Origin of the sequence: Bifidobacterium polysaccharolyticum, assembly GCF_016101585.1 — a bacterium.
Lineage (GTDB): Bacteria > Actinomycetota > Actinomycetes > Actinomycetales > Bifidobacteriaceae > Bombiscardovia > Bombiscardovia polysaccharolytica.
Window position 1 is genome coordinate 229209 of sequence record NZ_JACFQG010000002.1, and the last position, 16647, is coordinate 245855.

The window sequence follows — 16647 nt, forward strand, 5'->3', positions numbered from 1 at the left end:
GCCGCCTCGCGCCGCTCTCACGGTCCCGATCCGTCCTCACGCTGCACTCTCACTGCAACCGCGCACCTGCGTACGCCCGATCGAAACGCCTTGGCAAAAAGTCTTCCTGACGCAGGCGGACACCGACGCCCACACGGGTCACTGGGTCTCCGTCCGGGGGGATCAACGCCTACGCTGCAAGTGGTCAGGCAGAACCACCGCCATCTAGTATGTCACAGATCAGCGGTCTTCAGGTCCATTGAGCCACTCGACCAGTATTGCTTCCAGCCGGACCAGGTCATCCAGGGGCACCTGTTCGTCGGCCTTGTGGGCCAGTAGGGGGTCCCCTGCGCCCAGGTTGACGGCTGGTAGGCCAAGGGCTGAAAATCGGGCCACATCTGTCCACCCCAGCTTGGCACGAGGCTGCTGGCCCGTGGTCCGGGCAACCAGGTCCGCCAGTGAACTCGCCCAGGGCGAATCCAGTCCAGGACGGGCCGCTGGCGATTCGTCGCACATGCGTACCGAGAACCCCTGGAAGACCCCGCCGCGGGCCATATGCTCGCCATTGCCCAGCTCAGCGCCTGTCCCTTGCCCCATCATCAGTTCCTTGGCCTGGGCCAGACTCTTGTCGGGGGCGAACCGGTAGTTGACATGCACCCGGCAGCGGTCGGGAATGACGTTGGTGCCCAGGCCGCCCTCGATCATGGTGGCGTTGAGCCCCTCCCGATAGTCCAGGCCGTCCACCCGCACCGTGGCCGGACGGTACTGCTCCAGCCGATCCAGAATGGGCGCGGCCGCGTGGATGGCATTGCTACCCATCCAGGCCCGGGCGGAGTGGGCCGCCGTGCCGTGGGTGATCAGGTCGAAGCGCATGGTTCCATTGCAGCCGGCCTCGATGGTGCAGTCGGTTGGCTCGCCGATGATGGCGAAATCACCTTGCACCCAGTCAGGGTGGGCGGCCACCACCCGGCCCAGCCCGTTCAGATCGGCCTGGACCTCCTCATGGTCGTAGAAGACGAAGGTCAGGTCATAGACCGGCTCCTGCAGGGTGAGCGCCAGGTGAAGAAAGACGGCATCCGAGGCCTTCATGTCGGCGGAGCCCCTGCCGTACAGCACCCGGGATCCAGGGTGGGTGGCGGCCAGGTCGGCGCGGATGTCCGGGTCGCCGGGCTCCAGCCAGCGCGGGGGGAGGTTCCCATCCACGGGCACGGTGTCCAGATGCCCGGCAAGAACGATGCGGTGGGGACGGCCCAGCTGGGTGGAGGCCACGACCGTATCTCCCAACCGTTGGACCAAGAGGTCGGCTCGTGAGGACAGGGCCCTCTGTACGGCATCAGCCAGGGCGCCCTCCTGGCCGCTGATCGAAGGCAGGGCGGTCATGGACTCCAGTATCCTTGCCAAGGACTGGGCAGGTTCAACCCCCCGGGTGCCGGCGAGAAGATCAATATCCGTCTGTGTGTTCTTGGCCATAGTGCCATGCTAGCGGGCCGGGAATCGCAGATGGACCTGCAGCCGCAAGCATGAGGTCCTGGTGGCACAATGGGGGCGACGGAAGCGGTGGCACTCCGCCTGGGAGGCCGCCGTCCACCATGCGAGACGAGGAGGATGCCGGAGTGCCTGGACTGCTCAGCGCCATGGAGGGGTTCTTCATCATCGGCGTGGTCATCGCCGTGGGCTATGTGGCCGCCCGCTTCCATGTAGGCGGTCCCACAGCCCAGCTGGTACTGAACAAGTACTCATTCTTTGTGTCAACGCCCTGCCTGATGTTCGCCATCCTCTCCAAGCAGAAGCTGTCGGTAATCTTCCACCCCAGCATCATCGTGGCCTTCCTGTCGGCGGCGGCCGTGGGTCTGCTTTTCGTGGCCCTGAATGCGACCAGCTTCCACCTGCCGGCCGCCGAAGCCACCATCGGCGCTCTCGACTCCCTGTATTTGAACTCCAATAACATCGGGTTGCCTGTAGCCACCTATATTCTGGGCAATCCCACACTGGTGGCCCCTATCCTGGTCATGCAACAGGCCCTCTTCACCCCAATCGGGCTGACCGTTCTGGACGCGACCACCTCTGGCAAGCTTTCGGTCAAGACCATCCTCAAACAGCCCCTGAAGCAGCCGATCCTCATCGGCTCCATAGGCGGCATAGTGATATCGGCCATTAGCGCCCAGGCCGGCCATTTCGTCATCCCTGACTTCGTCTACAAGCCCATCGACATGATTGGGCAGTCGGCCGTGCCCATGATCCTCATGGCCTTCGGCATGTCCCTCCGGGGTTCGCGACCCATGGGCCGGGGCACTGACCGTCGTGCCACCCTTTGTGCGGTGATCCTGAAGAATCTGGTCATGCCGATGATCGCCTACCTGCTGGCCCGGTTCATGATGGGCTTCAGCGGGGCGGAGCTGTACGGGTGCGTGGTTCTGGCGGCCCTGCCCACCGGCCAGAACGTCTACAACTACGCCGCCCGCTACGAGGTGGGAACCACCTTCGCCAGGGACGGCATCCTGTTGAGCACGATCACCTCGCCCGTGATCATCGCTCTGGTTGCTCTGCTCCTGAGCTGATGCGCCCAGGCAGGCTGCCTACTCAGCCTTCGGCTGCCAGAACCTCCAAGCGTTGCCTGAAGTGCGGCCAGTCCTGTCCGAAGGCCTTCAGAAGGGGCAGGTCCGCGACCTTGTCCAGGTCCACCCATTCCAGGGCAATGCTCTCATCGTCATTCATGCGGGGATCGACTTGGTGGCCGGAACGCTCGAAGGCCAGTATGGTCGTGTAACCCCAGGGGCCGTGGTCCTCCAGGTAGGAGCCCACCACCTGAATGTCCTCCGGGCGGATGTTGGCTTCCTCATAGCTCTCGCGCAGGCCGCCCTCCAAGGGATTTTCCCCGTCGGATATGGCGCCGCCCGGCACACCCCAGGTGCCGCCCTCAGCGCTCCAGCGGGCCCGATGCTGCAGAAGCACACTGACCGGCACACCTGTACGGGCATCACGCCGGGCCAACAAAACGCCGGCAGCCCCGTTGAGCCCCCAGTGCCGCTTGCCGCAGGCGCAGTCCACCCACCCGTCGCCAGGCTGATGGACGTTCTCCACGGGAGCGACCATTCCCTCAGGGCCACGCGTCGATCTGGCGGTCTGCTGCCGCTTGGGCATGACTCGTTCGGCCCACAGGTCAGGCCAGGAGACGCCCAGCTCCTGGGCCAGGGCGCGCAGGGTGGGCATACTCAATCCCATCACTCCACTGGGATCACCCTCGATGCCCTGGATGAAGGCGCTGCCCAATCCCTCCAAGGTGAAGGATCCAGCCACCTCAAGGGGTTCGCCTGTGGCTACATAGGCCTGCATGGATGCCCGGTCATAGTCTCCGAAGGTCACTTGAGCACTGCTGACCGCCCGGACCTTTCGTCCGGTGGCCAGATCGATCAGACAGTGACCGGTGACCAGGGTACCTGTTTGGCCACGCATGGCCATCAACCGCTCCATAGCATGTTCTGGCTTGTGAGGCTTGCCCATGACAGCCCCGTCCATACTGAACAGCGAGTCACACCCCAACAGGAGGGGCCCGCGTCCGGCGCCGATCATCCCGCCCCAGGCCCCAATGACCTGGCTCATGGGATCCCGGGAGGATGCACCTGAATCACCCTGGCTCAGAGGCCTGAACGTGACCAGATCGCCCCGGGATCGTCTTTCGGCATCCTTCACGGCATCCAAGGTCGCTTGGACAGCCGAAGCCTTGGCCTCAGCCAAGACGCTGACCCGTTCGCGCACATCCAGGTCATCCAGGCGACAACCCAGTTTACGGGCCCGTTCAGCCAGCACAGCCGGCTCATCGACCTTTGAGGGTCGAATGATGGGGTCAATGCCGGCCTGGACCAGAAGCCGCCGCCTGGATGGAGAGGATGATGCCAGGATCAGCGGGATATGCCTGTCTTCAGTGTTCACGATTGCCTTCCTGGTCCCGTTCCACCTGGACCCCCTGGCAGTCCACGTCCAAGGACAGGATCCGCCAGCGACCGGAATCCAGATAGTCCCTGGCAAGGGTCCGCAACTCATTTTCGGCATCCCCGTAGTGCAGGACGATAATGCAGGGTCCAGCCCCAGAGACGGCCGCCGCATAGCCCTGACGACGAAGGAGCTGCAGGAGCTTGGTGGAGGACGGCATGAGCCCGGCCCGGTATGGCTGATGGAGTCGATCCTGGGTAGCTACAAAGAGCAAGGAGTTAGCTTCGGCAGCCTGCCCGATCGTCTCGGTCCCCAGGTCATCTAGTGACCCTGGGTTCAGAGCGCCGGGAATCAGGGCCGCCCGAGAAAGGTTGTGGACGGCATCCGCGTAAGGCACCCTGTTGGGCAGGGCCTGTCGGGCCTTCTGTGTGGACAGATGGGCGCCGGGAATGAAAACCGTGGCCTTGATGGCCGGGTCCACCTTGTAGCGCAGGGTATGGTAGCCGCCTTCCAAGGGCGCGCCCCCGGCTATGGGCAGGGAACCCACCCCCTCGCCAGTGGCCAAATCATAGGAGACGGTCAGTCCCCCGTAAACGGCAGGCGCCACGTTGTCGGGATGCCCCTCGATCTGGGCAGCCAGTGCAAATACGGCATCACGGCGCAAGGGACCGGCGTGGGCGAAGGCAGCAGCAGCCGCAATCCCGGCCACGATGGCCTCAGCGCTGGATCCCAACCCCCTGGCCTGGGGGATACGATTGACGGCTCTCATAATGAAGCCGAACCGTGGCAGTCCAAAGACCTGGCAGGCCCGCCGGAATGCGGAAACAACCAGGTGGGTCTCGTCTCGGGGCAGGGTCCGCTCTCCCTCGCCTTTGATGACGACATAGGCGGTGGTGTCGCCCGGGTCAACGGAACGGGTGAAGACGATCTCGTCATGGTAGTTCAGCGCCAGACCGACTGCATCGAAACCCGAACCCAGGTTGGCGCTGGTGGCTGGCACACGCACCCGGACAGTAGATGGGCCCTCTGTGGCAACGGTCATCATTGGGCCTGCCGATCGAAGACGCGCAGAATAGAGGCCTGCCCGGTGACCGAGTCGAAGGTGGAGATTCGCTGAACCACCTGCCGCAGGGTCACCTCGTCGCACAGATGGGTGACCACGCGCAACTGCTGGATCTCGCCGCTGTAGCCCGGGTCATGCAGGGTGGGCTTGATGTCCTGATTGACTCCGTTGATGGAGATGCCTGCCTCGGAGAAGACCTGGGCGATGGCCGCCAGCACGCCAGGCTTGTCGTGGATCAGAAAGCGGACAGCAAAGGCGGCCCGGGATGCATCCAGCGGGGCCATGGGGATGTTGGCGTACATGGGGATTCCCGGACCCATGCCATGCTGGACGATGTGGCGTGCCTCGGTGACCACGTCCCCCACAACGGCTGATGCTGTGGGCGCTCCGCCGGCACCCCGACCGTAAAACATGAGATCGTCGGCGGCCTTGGCGGTGACGAAGACCGCGTTGAAGCTGCCATGGACCGAGGCCAGAGGGTGGCTGTCGGGAATCAGCGCCGGGTAAACCCGGGCGGAGATGCCCTGCTCCCCGCGTTCAGCCACAGCCAGAAGCTTGATGACCCTGTGCTCGGTCTGTGCGGCCGCAATATCGTCGGCGGTGATGGCGCGGATGCCCTCTACGGGGACATCATCCAGGCGTACATCGGTGTGGAAGGCCAGCGTGGCCATGATGGCGGCCTTGGCTGCCGCATCCAGCCCGTCCACATCGGCAGTGGGGTCCGCCTCAGCGAAGCCCTTGGCCTGGGCATCGTGCAGGGCCTGATTGAATTGAAGACCCTTGGTGGTCATCTCATCCAGAATGTAATTGGTGGTCCCGTTGACGATGCCTACCAGGCTGGTGATGCCGTCGCCCACCAAGGACTCGCGTAGGGGCCGCACGATGGGGATGGCTCCGCCCACAGCTGCTTCGAAGTAGATGTCGACGCCCCGCTCTTCGGCGGCCCGGTAGAGCTCAGGGCCGTGCTGGGCCAGCAAGGCCTTGTTGGCGGTAACCACGCTGGCGCCGGACTCGATAGCCTTGAGCAGCAGGGTACGGGCCGGCTCGATCCCGCCGATCAGTTCGATGACGATGTCCGCCCGGGTGACCAGGCCGGCTGAGTCTGTGGTCAGTAGGGACGGATCAATCCAATCAGCCTTGACCTTGTCAGGATGAAGGACGGCGATACCTACCAGCTGCAGGGGACGGCCCACTCGACTGGCCAGATCCTGGCTCTGCTCCACCAGGAGGCGGGCAGTCTGTGAGCCCACGGTCCCAGCCCCCAGAAGTGCTACGCGGATGGGCCTGACGGCCTCCTGCTGCTGCATGCGTTCAGGCATATGGTCCTCCATCCGCCCCAACGGGGCCTGTCTCCGGGTGTTGCTCCATCTTAGAAAGCCAATCCGACACCCCTACCCCAGCGGCTGGTTCCATCCGGGGGCGAGGCTCATCCCTGGTCCAAGGCCAGCAGGTCATCCATGGTCTGCCGCCGCAGCATCAGATGGGCACCAGACTGGTCCAGGCCCACCACGGGAGGGATCAGAGCCTGGTTGTAGTTGCTGGCCATGGTCCGTCCGTAGGCGCCGGTCACCGGTACCAAAAGCAAATCACCCCGGCGAATGTCCGCAGGCAGAGGCACATCCTGCACCAGGATATCCCCAGATTCACAGTGCTTGCCCACCACACGGGCCTGAATCCGGTCCACGCTGCCATGTCGGTTGGCAAGGACAGCGGTGTACTCGGCTCCATACAGGGCCGGACGAATGTTGTCACTCATGCCGCCGTCAACCGAAACGTAGGTGCGCACACTTCCGTCAGACAGGGGGACGGGCTTGACGGTGCCCACCCGGTACAGGCTCATGCCGCATGGGGCCACAATCCAGCGGCCGGGCTCGAAGGCGATGACCGGCATGGGCATGCCCAGGCGACGGTTGATGGCGACCATGTCAGCCCCCAGGCTGGTCAGGGTCTGGTCCAGGTCCATCCGATCCTCATCTGGAGTGTAGGGCACGGAAAAGCCGCCCCCCAGATCAACTTCAGGCATCAGGTATCCGTCGGTGGCCCAGAAGGTATGCCGCAGGAGCATCATGCGCCGGGCGGCCTCGATGAAGGCCGAAGAGTCATGGATCTGAGAGCCGATATGGGTATGGATGCCCACCAACTCCAGTTCCCGCTCGTGGGAGCGGATCTCCTTGAGCAGGGCGATAGCCGGTCCGTCGGCCAGAGCGGACATGGCTCTGATCCGGGCAGGATCGGCAGGTTCAGCAGGCCCGTTTGCAGCCGAATACAGTGCCGAAGACGACGGAGAGACCACAGAATCGCCAGGAGCCGAGGAGCTGTCATTCTTCGTGGCCGCCGGAGTCGCTGCCCCAGCCTGCCCTGAGGACCCAGGCTCAGCGCCCAGGTCCAGCAGACTCACGTCGGTGCCCTGGGGCAGCAGGGGGATGCCAAACTTCTGATCCTCGTGTGCGGTGGAAATGTACTCGTGACCGCCGGCGTGCACCCCCACGGTCACCCGGAGCATGACCTTGACGCGACGGCCCTGTGCCCTTGCAGCAGCGGCGATTCGGGCAGGCTCGTCGGGCGCATCGATAACGATGGCCCTGTAGCCCTCCCTCACAGCCAGGTCGATCTCCTGGTCGGACTTGTTGTTGCCGTGCAGAACCAGACGACGGCCAGGGGCGCCAGCGGCCTGAGCGATCAGCATCTCGCCCAGAGAACAGGTATCGATATCCAACCCCTGGCGCAGCATGATCCGCACGGTCTCCTTGCTAAGAAAGGCCTTGCCCGCGTAACTGACCCTGGTGGTCGCACCGCCCAGGTCTCGCAGAGCCGCCTGACGGAAGGCCGAGGCCCGTTCCGCCATCATCGCGGTGTCCATCAGATACATGGGGGTGCCGTAACGCTTGGCCAAATCTTCCATAGAGCACCCGTGCATGCTCAGCATGCCCTCAAGGTCCTGCTGCAGAGCCTCGGGCCAGAACCCATCGGACCCCAACCCGCACATCCCTGTCTCCATTAACGACCTCCCGGTAACCTTCAGGCTTACATACGGTCAGGGGCCTGGACGCCCAGCAGATCCAGACCATTGGCGATGACCTGCTGCACAGCGTCATTGAGCCGCAGACGTGCCGCCGCACGGGCTGGCTGTGGATTCCTGTCCTCGTCCTGGTCCAGATCTTTACGGCCGGTGGGTTCCATGGGCACCACGCGCTCCAGGTTGTACCAGCGGTGATAGACCCCAGCCAGCTGCTCCAAGTAGTGGGCCACCCGATGGGGAGCCTTCTGGTCGCCTGCAGTCTGAACCACATTGGGATAGAGGGCCAGGACGCCCAGAACATCGTTGTCGGCAGCGGTGTCCAACAGGGACAGGTCGGCCCCGGACCGGTCGATGCCCGCCTGGGCTGCGTTCCGATCCACATTCCTGGAGCGGGCGTGCGCGTACTGCACGTAGTAGACGGGGTTGTCGTTGGTATGCGAAGCCAGCAGGTCCAGGTCGATGTCCACGCTCTGGTTGTAGTCAGTGCGGGCCAGGGAATACCGGGCGGCATCCACACCCACGGCATCCACCAGATCGTCAATGGTGACCACGTTGCCTGCCCGCTTGCTCATGCGCACAGCCTGACCGTCCTTCATGACGTTGACCATCTGGCCGATCAGGATCTGCATGTTCACACCTGGGGTGTCCCCGAAGGCTGCGCAGATGGCCATCATCCGGCCGATGTAGCCGTGATGGTCGGCGCCCAGCATGTAAATGGCCTCGTCGCAGGGATCCTTGGGTCTGCGTCGCTTGTTCAGGTAGTAGGCGATGTCGGCCGCCACATAGGCTGCGTGGCCGTCGGACTTGATGATCACCCGGTCCTTGTCGTCGCCGTAGGTGGTGGAGCGGAACCAGGTAGCCCCGTCCTTCTCGAAGATGTCGCCCTTGGCCCGCAGCTCATCAATGGCCCGGTCCACCTGGCCGGACTCATACAGGCTGTTCTCATGGAACCAGACATCGAAGTTGACCCGGAAGTCACGCATGGACTGCTGGATCTCGGCGAACATCATGGGCACGGCCCGGGTGCGGAAGGCCTCGCGCTGGGGGCTGTCACCTTCGGCACCGTCCTCGTCCTGCACCCTGGGCATAGCCAGGATGTCCTGCCCCTGGTCGGCGGCTTCCTTGACTACCCGCGAGGCAATCTCGTCAATATATGAACCCTTGTAGCCGTCAGCAGGCACGGGCTCACCATGGGCCGCCGCCACCAGCGAGCGGGAGAAGCGGTCGATCTGCGTGCCGTGATCGTTGAAGTAGTACTCTCTGACCACCTTGGCACCGTTGGCCTCCAAGACCCGGGCCATGGAGTCGCCCACAGCCGCCCAGCGTGTGCCGCCGATATGGATGGGGCCCGTAGGGTTTGCCGAGACGAATTCCAAATTGAGCGTGCGTCCGCTAAGGTGATCGTTGCTTCCGAAGGCGGATCCCGCATCCAGGACCGCATCAACCACAGCAGCCGCCGAGGCCGAATCCAAGGTTATGTTGATGAAGCCGGGCCCGGCCACATCCACCTGGGCGATTCCATCGGCCTCTCGTAGGGCCTCAGCCAAGGCCTGCCCCAATTCGGCAGGCCTCATGCCAGCCTTCTTGGCCAGCTGCATGGCGATGTTGGTGGACCAGTCCCCGTGGGAGCGGTCCTTGGGGCGCATAACCGCCAGATGGTCGGCATCAGGAACCATGTCGGGCTCCAGGTTTCCCAGCTGGCCCGACTGGGCCATCTGGACGGCGGTCGAAGAGATGATACGGGCAAGTGCTTCAGGACTCATGCCCTCAAGTCTAGCGACGGCGGGGACCAGCAACCGACCTGTCTCAGGCCAGGGCCACGACCTCGATCTCGACCAGGGCCCCCTTGGGGATGTCCGCGCCACCGAACGCCACGCGGGCCGGCCGCACCGAGCCGATGAAAACCTGAGAGTAGGCCTGATCCACCTGGGTGAAATCCTCCACACGCCGCATAAGGATGGTGGCCTTGACCACCTTTTCCATGCCGGTGCCGGCTGCATCCAAGATGTTCTTGACGTTCTTCAAAGCCTGGGTAGCCTGGTCAGCCGCAGTACCCTCCACCAGCTCGCCGGTGTCCGGGTCGATGCCCAGCTGTCCGGAGACAAAGACAAAGCCCCCGGCCTTCACAGCCTGGCTGTAAGCCCCCAAAGCCTGAGGCGCATATGGCGTGCCGATCTCTTCCGGTCCATCTTCCATGAGTCCAACCTTTCTTCAGGTCCGCCGCACCCATGTCGGGCCGAAGCCCCGGGCGGACACCGTCCACTATAGGAGTGCCCGCCCGGCAGAAGCGGTACCAGTCTCAGCCCTTGCGAGCCTCCTGACCCATCCAGTAGGCCAGGGAGTGCAGGTCGCCGGCCTCGTAGGTCTTGACAAATTTCTCGACCTGGTCCGGATCCGAGCAGGTCTCCGGGAACCGCATGTAGCGGGTGTCCAGAGGGCTGGCTCCTGTCAGCTTGATGTCGATGACCGAAGACCTGTCAGCCTTGCGAGCCTCGGAGAAGGCGTGGCGTGCATCGGCCACCGTGCGCACAGTGAAGCCCAAGGCACCCATGCCCTCGCCGACCTTGGCCCAGTCGGTGTCGGGCAGGTCCACCCCGCTCAGAGGCTGATGGCTGTCGTCGCGCTGCTCGGCCTCGATGTAGCCCAAGGACTGGTTGGAGAAGACCACATTGATGACCGGGGCATGATACTTGAGCTGGGCCAGCACCTCCTCGCCGAGCATGGCGAATCCGCCGTCGCCGCTCAGGGAGTAGACGGTCGATTCCGGATGCTCCAGCTTGGCGGCCAAGGCGGCCGGCACGGCGTAGCCCATGGTGGCGTGCTTGCCGGAGACTGTCCAGCGGTTGGTGGGCTTCAGGTGCAGCAGACGCAGGAAGTCGATGTCCACATTGCCCACGTCGGGGATGACAATGTCATTGTCCTCAAGCTGCTGATCGATGATGTGGTAGACGGGCTCGGGCCTCAGGGGCGTACGGGTGTCTTCGTTGAAGGAGGCCAGCCACTGGTCCCAGTTCTCCTTGCTGCGCAGGCAGGCCCGGTAGAAGACGGACTCCTCCTGGTCCTGGCCGGCGGCGGTTATTGCCTTGAGGGCCTCGCGAGCATCGGCCTGGATGGCCAGGACCACGTTGGCCTGGAAGCGCTTGCCCAGCTTGACCGGGTTCAGGTCGATCTGGATGACCTTGGTGTTGGGAGTAACGAACATGGACCCGAAGGGGTTGTCCGAACCCACCCAGACCGTCAGATCCGAAGTGTAGATGGCCTCCGTAGCGGTCTTGGTGGCCACACGGCCGGCCGACTGCAGGTAGGCAGGATAGGTGTCCTCCACAATCCCCTTGGCCGGGAATGTGGAAACCATGGGCATCTTGAAACGCTCGGACATGGCGACCAGTTCATCGCGTGCCCCGGCAGCGCCTTGACCGAAGTAGAGCAGCGGCGCCTTGGCGGACTGAATGATCTCAACTGCCTTGCTGACCTGGTCGGCCGCGGGCTTCAGCGGCTCCGGCTTGCGGAAGTTAGGCGCAGATGCCACCGGGCGGTCGTCAATCTCGGCCCAAGCCAGATCCTTGGGAATGATCACCACGGAGACCCCGTGGCTGGCATAGGCGCGGCGGATGGCCTCATCCACCAGGGCCGGCAACCCCTGAGCGTTGGTGGCGGCCCGGGCGAATACGGCCACATCGGTAAAGATAGGCACCTCGTCCATGGCCTGGAAGAAGTCCATGTTCATAAAGGCCTGAGGCACCTCACCCACCAGAGCCAGCACCGGCACGCCGTCTTCACGCGCATCGTAGAGGCCGTTGAGCAGGTGGACGGCGCCGGGACCCGACGAGCCGAAGCAGACACCAATCCTGCCGGTCAACTTGGCCTCTCCGGCGGCTGCCAGTGCTCCGGCCTCCTCATGACGGACCTGGATAAAGTCGATGCGCTCGCGCTCGTTGTGGATGGCATTCATCATGGAGTCGAAGGAACCGCCGGGCAGGCCATAGATGCGCGGCACCCCCCACTGCTCCAGGACGTGAAGGACAGCATCCCCTGCATTGATTCGATTGGCCATGTGAACTCCTTTGCTTCACCGGGGAAAGGAGGCTCCGCCACAACGCGGAAGCGTCGGTCCTCCCCGACGTTCGGTCTTACCCTTTCACTATGGCACCTAGAAACGAAGACACAAGCGGGCTAAGGGCCATGTTCCTCAAAAGCTTAGTGATTCACCACACATATCGTGACGTATGCGGTGCACTTACTTCATCAAGCAGATGCCGTAATCTCAGTCATTGCGACAGACAGATTTGTCTAAAGAAAAATCCCTGCGCTCTTCCTGGCGGCAGGGATTGCATCCTGGTGGGCTCGAAGGGATTCGAACCCTCGACCTTCTGTTCCGGAGACAGACGCTCTATCCGCTGAGCTACGAACCCGACAGCCACTTTCCAGTGGACAACAGAGACCATACTAGGACACTTTGCGCATTTTCGCACCCATGCGCGTCTTCACGTGTCGGTCCAGCTCTTGCTGACATCGGCGTGTTGCCGCAAAATTCCGGGCGTTTCATAGGTATCGTGATGGCAAGGCCTCGTGCCACCGCCCCGGTTGCGCCATTGCATCCTCATGCGGTGGCGCGAGGCCGCCAACATTCCCGGATGATCTTCTCTCGGGATAATTTACACTGTAGTTCCTTCACCCGGCCATCACAAGCGGCCTTCACATACCTGGACTATGAAACGGGCTGTGGACAGCAAATGGTGGCCGCAACCGGCCTACCGTACCATGGGAAGCATGGCCATGAATGAGGACGAGGACGATTTCGAGTTCGAGCGCAGATTCTTCTGCCGGGACCTTCCTCGGGAGCTGCTCAGGGAGAGCCGACCGACCCTGATTGTGCAGAGCTACTACGTGCATGAGGACAACTTCGCCCTTCGTGTGCGCCTGCAGGGCCAGGTGGACCCGGTGGTACCCATGACGGCCCGGACCGATGCCCTCCACACTTTGCTTGAGGAAGGCGACCACTTCGACGCTGCCTCAATGACGGCCAAGGGGCCCTCCGTCGGCGGCACCCGCTACGAGGCCGAACGGGCCATCGATCCGGGAATCGCCCTGGAACTGATCCTGCGCGGCGGCATTCCGATCGTCAAGAACCGGTATGGGGTCTGGCTGGACGAGGATTGGTGGAACCTGGATGTCTTCGGAGACGGCAACGCTCCCCTGGTGGTGGCCGAGGTTGAGCGGACCGGCCCGGTGACCGACCTGACCATTCCCGACTTCTGCGCCACTGAAATTACCGACGATCCGCGGTTCTCCAACGACGGGCTGGCTGGCCACCCCTTTGGCGACTGGGCGGCCGACTTCGACCGGGAGCTAAAGGCCAGCGGACCGCGCTTCCTGACCAACTTCGACGGGAACCGCGAGTCCTGACCAAGGACTGGTTCAGGCCGGTACTCGGCAACCTGATCAGTACATCAGCGTGGACAAACGGCGACGGGCCTTGGCCAGCCGAGGATCAGTCGGTTCGGGAATAACAAAGTACTCCAGCAGGCGGCGGCGGATGGGATCGGTCTGATCCCGGTGCCCGGCCAGAAAGTCCAGCAGGCGATCGAAAGCATCCTGAATCTGGCCGCCGATCATGTCCACATCGGCCACATCCAACTGGGCCTGCAGGTCGTCAGGAGCATCGGCAGCAGCCTGACGGACCTTACGAACATCGGCCTGGGCTGACCGGGCCATCAGCAGGCACTTGGCCTGTTCACGCTTGGCCAGGTCGTCGGTCGAGTCGGCCTGAACCAGCTGGCCATAAGCTTCGGCCGCAGCTGCATAGTCGCCCTCTTGAGCCAGCCGGTGGGCCTCCTGATGAGCAGGAGGAATGGCATCAGCCGCTACCTGGCCAGCTTGCTCGTCCTGCCCCTGATCGTTGGTCTCCTGATAGGGCGCGCTGCCGGTGATGCCGGCCTTCTGCGCCATCTGGACCACCTGTGGGATGAGCTGATCGGTGATCTGGTTCATCTCCTCATCGGTGGGCAGACCTTGCAGAATGGGCATGGGCCTGCCGGCCAACAGGGCAAAGAGGGCCGGGGCACCCTGCACCTGGAAGGTCTGGGCAATCTGCGGATTGGTCGCGATGTCGATGCGGGAGAGCTGAATGCGCCCCTCTTGGGCATTAACGGCCTCAGCCAGGCGTGTGGCCAGGGGGAAGAGACGGTCGTCGGTGGGTACCCAGAGCAGGACCAGAATGGGAAAGGTGGTCGAGGTCTGGACCATGGCCTGGAAACTGGCCTCCGTGGTATCGATCACGTAGCCGCCTGCAGCGGGCGCCCCTCCCTGCTGTCCTGGCTCGGCATCAACCTGGTGCTTAAGCGCGCCCAGGTCGACCGCTCCCGCCAGCGAGACGCCCGGCTGCCCCTGCCCGTTCTTGTTCGCCATGTCAGTCCTCCTTAACCTGGCGGACGCCGACTGCAGCTTCGGTCCGCCCTCGAATGCAAACTCCTGGAAGCCAATCTAGTCCAAGGCCCGGGCGTTCACCCAGCGCAATCCCGCCGTTCAGACCGCTTCCACCTTGATGGGTTCACGCTCGGCGCCCACGGCCCTGATGGGCTCGTGCGAGTCCGCCGACGGCACGTAGAGGGCAATCACGTTGACATAGGTGACCTTCATAGTACTGGTGGGCTTGCCCTGTCCAAAGAGGGCCTTCTCAGCATCCGATGCGGGCGAGGACTCCCGGCCCTCACCCGCCTGCCTGGTCCATACCGAATCAATCCGGGCCACGACCAGGTCGCCCCCATCGGAAGAGTGCATGACCCGCAACTGCCCCTGTGCCGGGGTAAAAGTCTGCGACTGGCTGCCCTTGTTGGCTTCAATTCCCTGCTGGACCACCTGAGTCAGCGTGCCCAGGGAGTTGCGGAAGTCATCCTGGGCGAACTCCTTGGCATACTTGCTGCTCTGGGGGTTCTGCAGGAGGTCGGCATAGCGGCGCACGGCCTCCACAGGCGTAGCCTTGAGACCCTGATCGTCGCCCTGCCCCATCCTGGCGCCGATGGTGGCTACCGGAAACTTGGGCAGCTGGGCTCCTTGGAAGAGCCTTGCCACACCCCAGAGCTTATAGTTCTCATGGGCGGACTCCTGATCCAGAACCAAGAGGCGCTTGGACTGCTGATCCTGCGTGGTGGTGGTAATCGAGAAGACTGAGCGCGGCCAGCCCGGATCGCCGGGAATGACCGTCTGGGCGATGGTGGTAGGGATAGCCGTCTTGGGATCCAGCTGCCCGGTGGCCTTGGCTATGGTCAGCTCGCTGGTACGGATCTCCAGCTGGGGTCCGCTGACTCGCCGGTCCAGCCCGGTTGGGTCCCTGGCCTCGTTGGCCTGGTCCAGAACAGCCCCGATGCTCTTGCGGATGCGGGCCTCCTGGGCCGGGGTCAGGTTGGGTGCGGGAGCAGTGGTTGCAGTGCTCTGAGGCTCGGTCCGGCGAGCCTGGGGAACCTGCCCCTCGCAGGCGGACAGACCTGGCAAAAGGGCCAGGGACAAGGCCAGCGCCGCTGCAACCCCTACCCTGTTCATCGGTTTGTTCATACTCATTGGCGCTCCTCCTCCCCCTCGTGGGCAAGTCTGGCCAGGTAGGAGGCCATCTCCTGGCTGCTGATGACCCTGGTGGCCGACATGTCATCGGCTCCCTGATCACCGCTGACGGTACGGCCGTCGCCATCCCCCTGTTGGTCAGCGACCAGGTTCCGATTGCGCGGATCAATCACCACGGGCGGCCTGGGCGGGGGTCCTGGATCCCCCTGCCGCGCCTGTCCGCGAGCGTGACGCAGGCGTCGGCCTGAAACCGGGCTATGCCGATTTCCGAGACCAGGCAGAATGGCGCTGCCCAGGGCCTGGGCCACACTGACCTCGGGAGTCTCTTCAGCCTCTTGTTCAGGTTCGGTCTGCTTGCGGCGCTTGACCGGATCCATGGCAAAGACTGTTGCTGAAAGAACCGCCAGCAGGGCCAGCAGCCCGCCGGCAAAATAGAAGGGCATGGCGAAGTTGGGCAGCCTGTCCCGCTGCCAGAGCATTTCCAGACCCAGGGAATGGGAACCCTGAGGAACCGCCACCAGCAGGACGGCCTGCGGATCGTCGGTCTTCAGGGACATGGACACGTCGTTGTCGGAGCAGGTGACCTGTTTCCACATATCCGAATCCTGAAAAGCCACGCCCTGATTACTTTTGACGGCCTTGCCGGGGCTGGTGTCCCTACCGACGGACAAGGTGTGCCAATCATCCAAACCTCGCACACGGGCCACATCTTGCCCGGCCGTCCAGCCAGCTGCATCCTTGGCCGTGGTCAGGGCCATACAGACGGTAGGCTTGTGTGAATTCTGATCTGCGGACGCGGAGGTTCCATTCGATGTTACATCCACTCGCATGGTCACTTTGCTGTCCACCAGGGGAAGCACACCTGGATCGGTCACCACATAGGCTGCCTTCGTACGCGCATGCGCATCCACATGAGCCGAAGGCTTCCAGACCGTGGCGTTGAAAATACCCAGCACAATGGCCGTTACAGCCAGCAGTCCGAAGATGGGGGTGACGATGCCGCGCATGATCGTGCTATGACGCGAAGGCTTTTCAGGCCGCGTCATCTCATCTTTTTCCTCGGGTACTCGCTCCATATTATCGACATTCTACCGTCGGC

General features: G+C 63.4%; 13 protein-coding genes and 1 tRNA gene. 2 read left to right on the top strand and 12 right to left on the bottom strand.

What is annotated here, in order from left to right; translation table 11 throughout:
* Positions 1–219: 219 nt before the first annotated feature.
* Positions 220–1449, bottom strand: coding sequence for a succinyl-diaminopimelate desuccinylase (dapE, locus tag H3T90_RS04170; protein WP_198229690.1), 1230 nt, complete (start codon positions 1447–1449; stop codon positions 220–222).
* Between the two features lie 143 nt (positions 1450–1592).
* Here dapE and H3T90_RS04175 point away from each other — a divergent pair, with 143 nt between their 5' ends.
* A complete protein-coding gene (locus H3T90_RS04175; protein WP_046323896.1) occupies positions 1593–2537 on the top strand; it encodes an AEC family transporter in 945 nt (314 codons plus the stop codon).
* 22 nt (positions 2538–2559) lie between these two features.
* Here the strand turns inward: H3T90_RS04175 and H3T90_RS04180 are convergent, their stop codons facing one another.
* The 8 genes from H3T90_RS04180 to H3T90_RS04215 all read right to left on the bottom strand — a co-directional run bounded on the left by H3T90_RS04180 (position 2560) and on the right by H3T90_RS04215 (position 12403).
* A complete protein-coding gene (locus H3T90_RS04180; RefSeq protein WP_198229691.1) occupies positions 2560–3909 on the bottom strand; it encodes a Maf family nucleotide pyrophosphatase in 1350 nt (449 codons plus the stop codon).
* Positions 3899–4951 carry a homoserine kinase gene (gene thrB / locus H3T90_RS04185; protein ID WP_198229873.1) on the bottom strand — a complete coding sequence of 351 codons (1053 nt, stop codon included), beginning with the start codon at positions 4949–4951 and terminating at the stop codon, positions 3899–3901. Before thrB ends, H3T90_RS04180 begins: the two co-directional genes overlap by 11 nt.
* Positions 4951–6291 (bottom strand): homoserine dehydrogenase, encoded by a 1341-nt coding sequence (locus tag H3T90_RS04190; protein WP_198229692.1) that lies wholly within the window; start codon positions 6289–6291, stop codon positions 4951–4953. The genes thrB and H3T90_RS04190 overlap by 1 nt, the downstream gene beginning before the upstream one ends.
* 107 nt (positions 6292–6398) lie before the next feature.
* Entirely contained in the window at positions 6399–7970 is a 1572-nt protein-coding gene (locus H3T90_RS04195; RefSeq protein ID WP_232350560.1) for a diaminopimelate decarboxylase family protein, read from the bottom strand.
* Positions 7971–7996: 26 nt separating this feature from the next.
* A complete protein-coding gene (argS, locus tag H3T90_RS04200) occupies positions 7997–9754 on the bottom strand; it encodes an arginine--tRNA ligase (protein ID WP_198229693.1) in 1758 nt (585 codons plus the stop codon).
* A 43-nt stretch (positions 9755–9797) separates the two neighbouring features.
* Positions 9798–10187, bottom strand: a complete 390-nt coding sequence (locus tag H3T90_RS04205; protein ID WP_198229694.1) for a Rid family detoxifying hydrolase — start codon at positions 10185–10187, stop codon at positions 9798–9800.
* Positions 10188–10290: 103 nt separating this feature from the next.
* Complete coding sequence (spxB, locus tag H3T90_RS04210; RefSeq protein ID WP_198229695.1) at positions 10291–12045, bottom strand: pyruvate oxidase; 1755 nt, start codon at positions 12043–12045, stop codon at positions 10291–10293.
* 282 nt (positions 12046–12327) lie between these two features.
* Positions 12328–12403, bottom strand: a tRNA-Arg gene (locus H3T90_RS04215).
* 364 nt (positions 12404–12767) lie between these two features.
* Here H3T90_RS04215 and H3T90_RS04220 point away from each other — a divergent pair.
* On the top strand, positions 12768–13397 hold the full coding sequence (locus tag H3T90_RS04220) for a CYTH domain-containing protein (RefSeq protein WP_198229875.1): 630 nt from the start codon (positions 12768–12770) through the stop codon (positions 13395–13397).
* A 36-nt stretch (positions 13398–13433) separates the two neighbouring features.
* Here H3T90_RS04220 and H3T90_RS04225 read toward each other — a convergent pair whose 3' ends face one another.
* The 3 genes from H3T90_RS04225 to H3T90_RS04235 all read right to left on the bottom strand — a co-directional run bounded on the left by H3T90_RS04225 (position 13434) and on the right by H3T90_RS04235 (position 16594).
* A complete protein-coding gene (locus H3T90_RS04225; protein WP_198229696.1) occupies positions 13434–14399 on the bottom strand; it encodes a tetratricopeptide repeat protein in 966 nt (321 codons plus the stop codon).
* Between the two features lie 117 nt (positions 14400–14516).
* Positions 14517–15542 carry a DUF8094 domain-containing protein gene (locus tag H3T90_RS04230; protein WP_198229876.1) on the bottom strand — a complete coding sequence of 342 codons (1026 nt, stop codon included), beginning with the start codon at positions 15540–15542 and terminating at the stop codon, positions 14517–14519.
* Positions 15543–15544: 2 nt separating this feature from the next.
* Entirely contained in the window at positions 15545–16594 is a 1050-nt protein-coding gene (locus tag H3T90_RS04235) for a hypothetical protein (RefSeq protein ID WP_198229697.1), read from the bottom strand.
* Positions 16595–16647 lie beyond the last annotated feature (53 nt).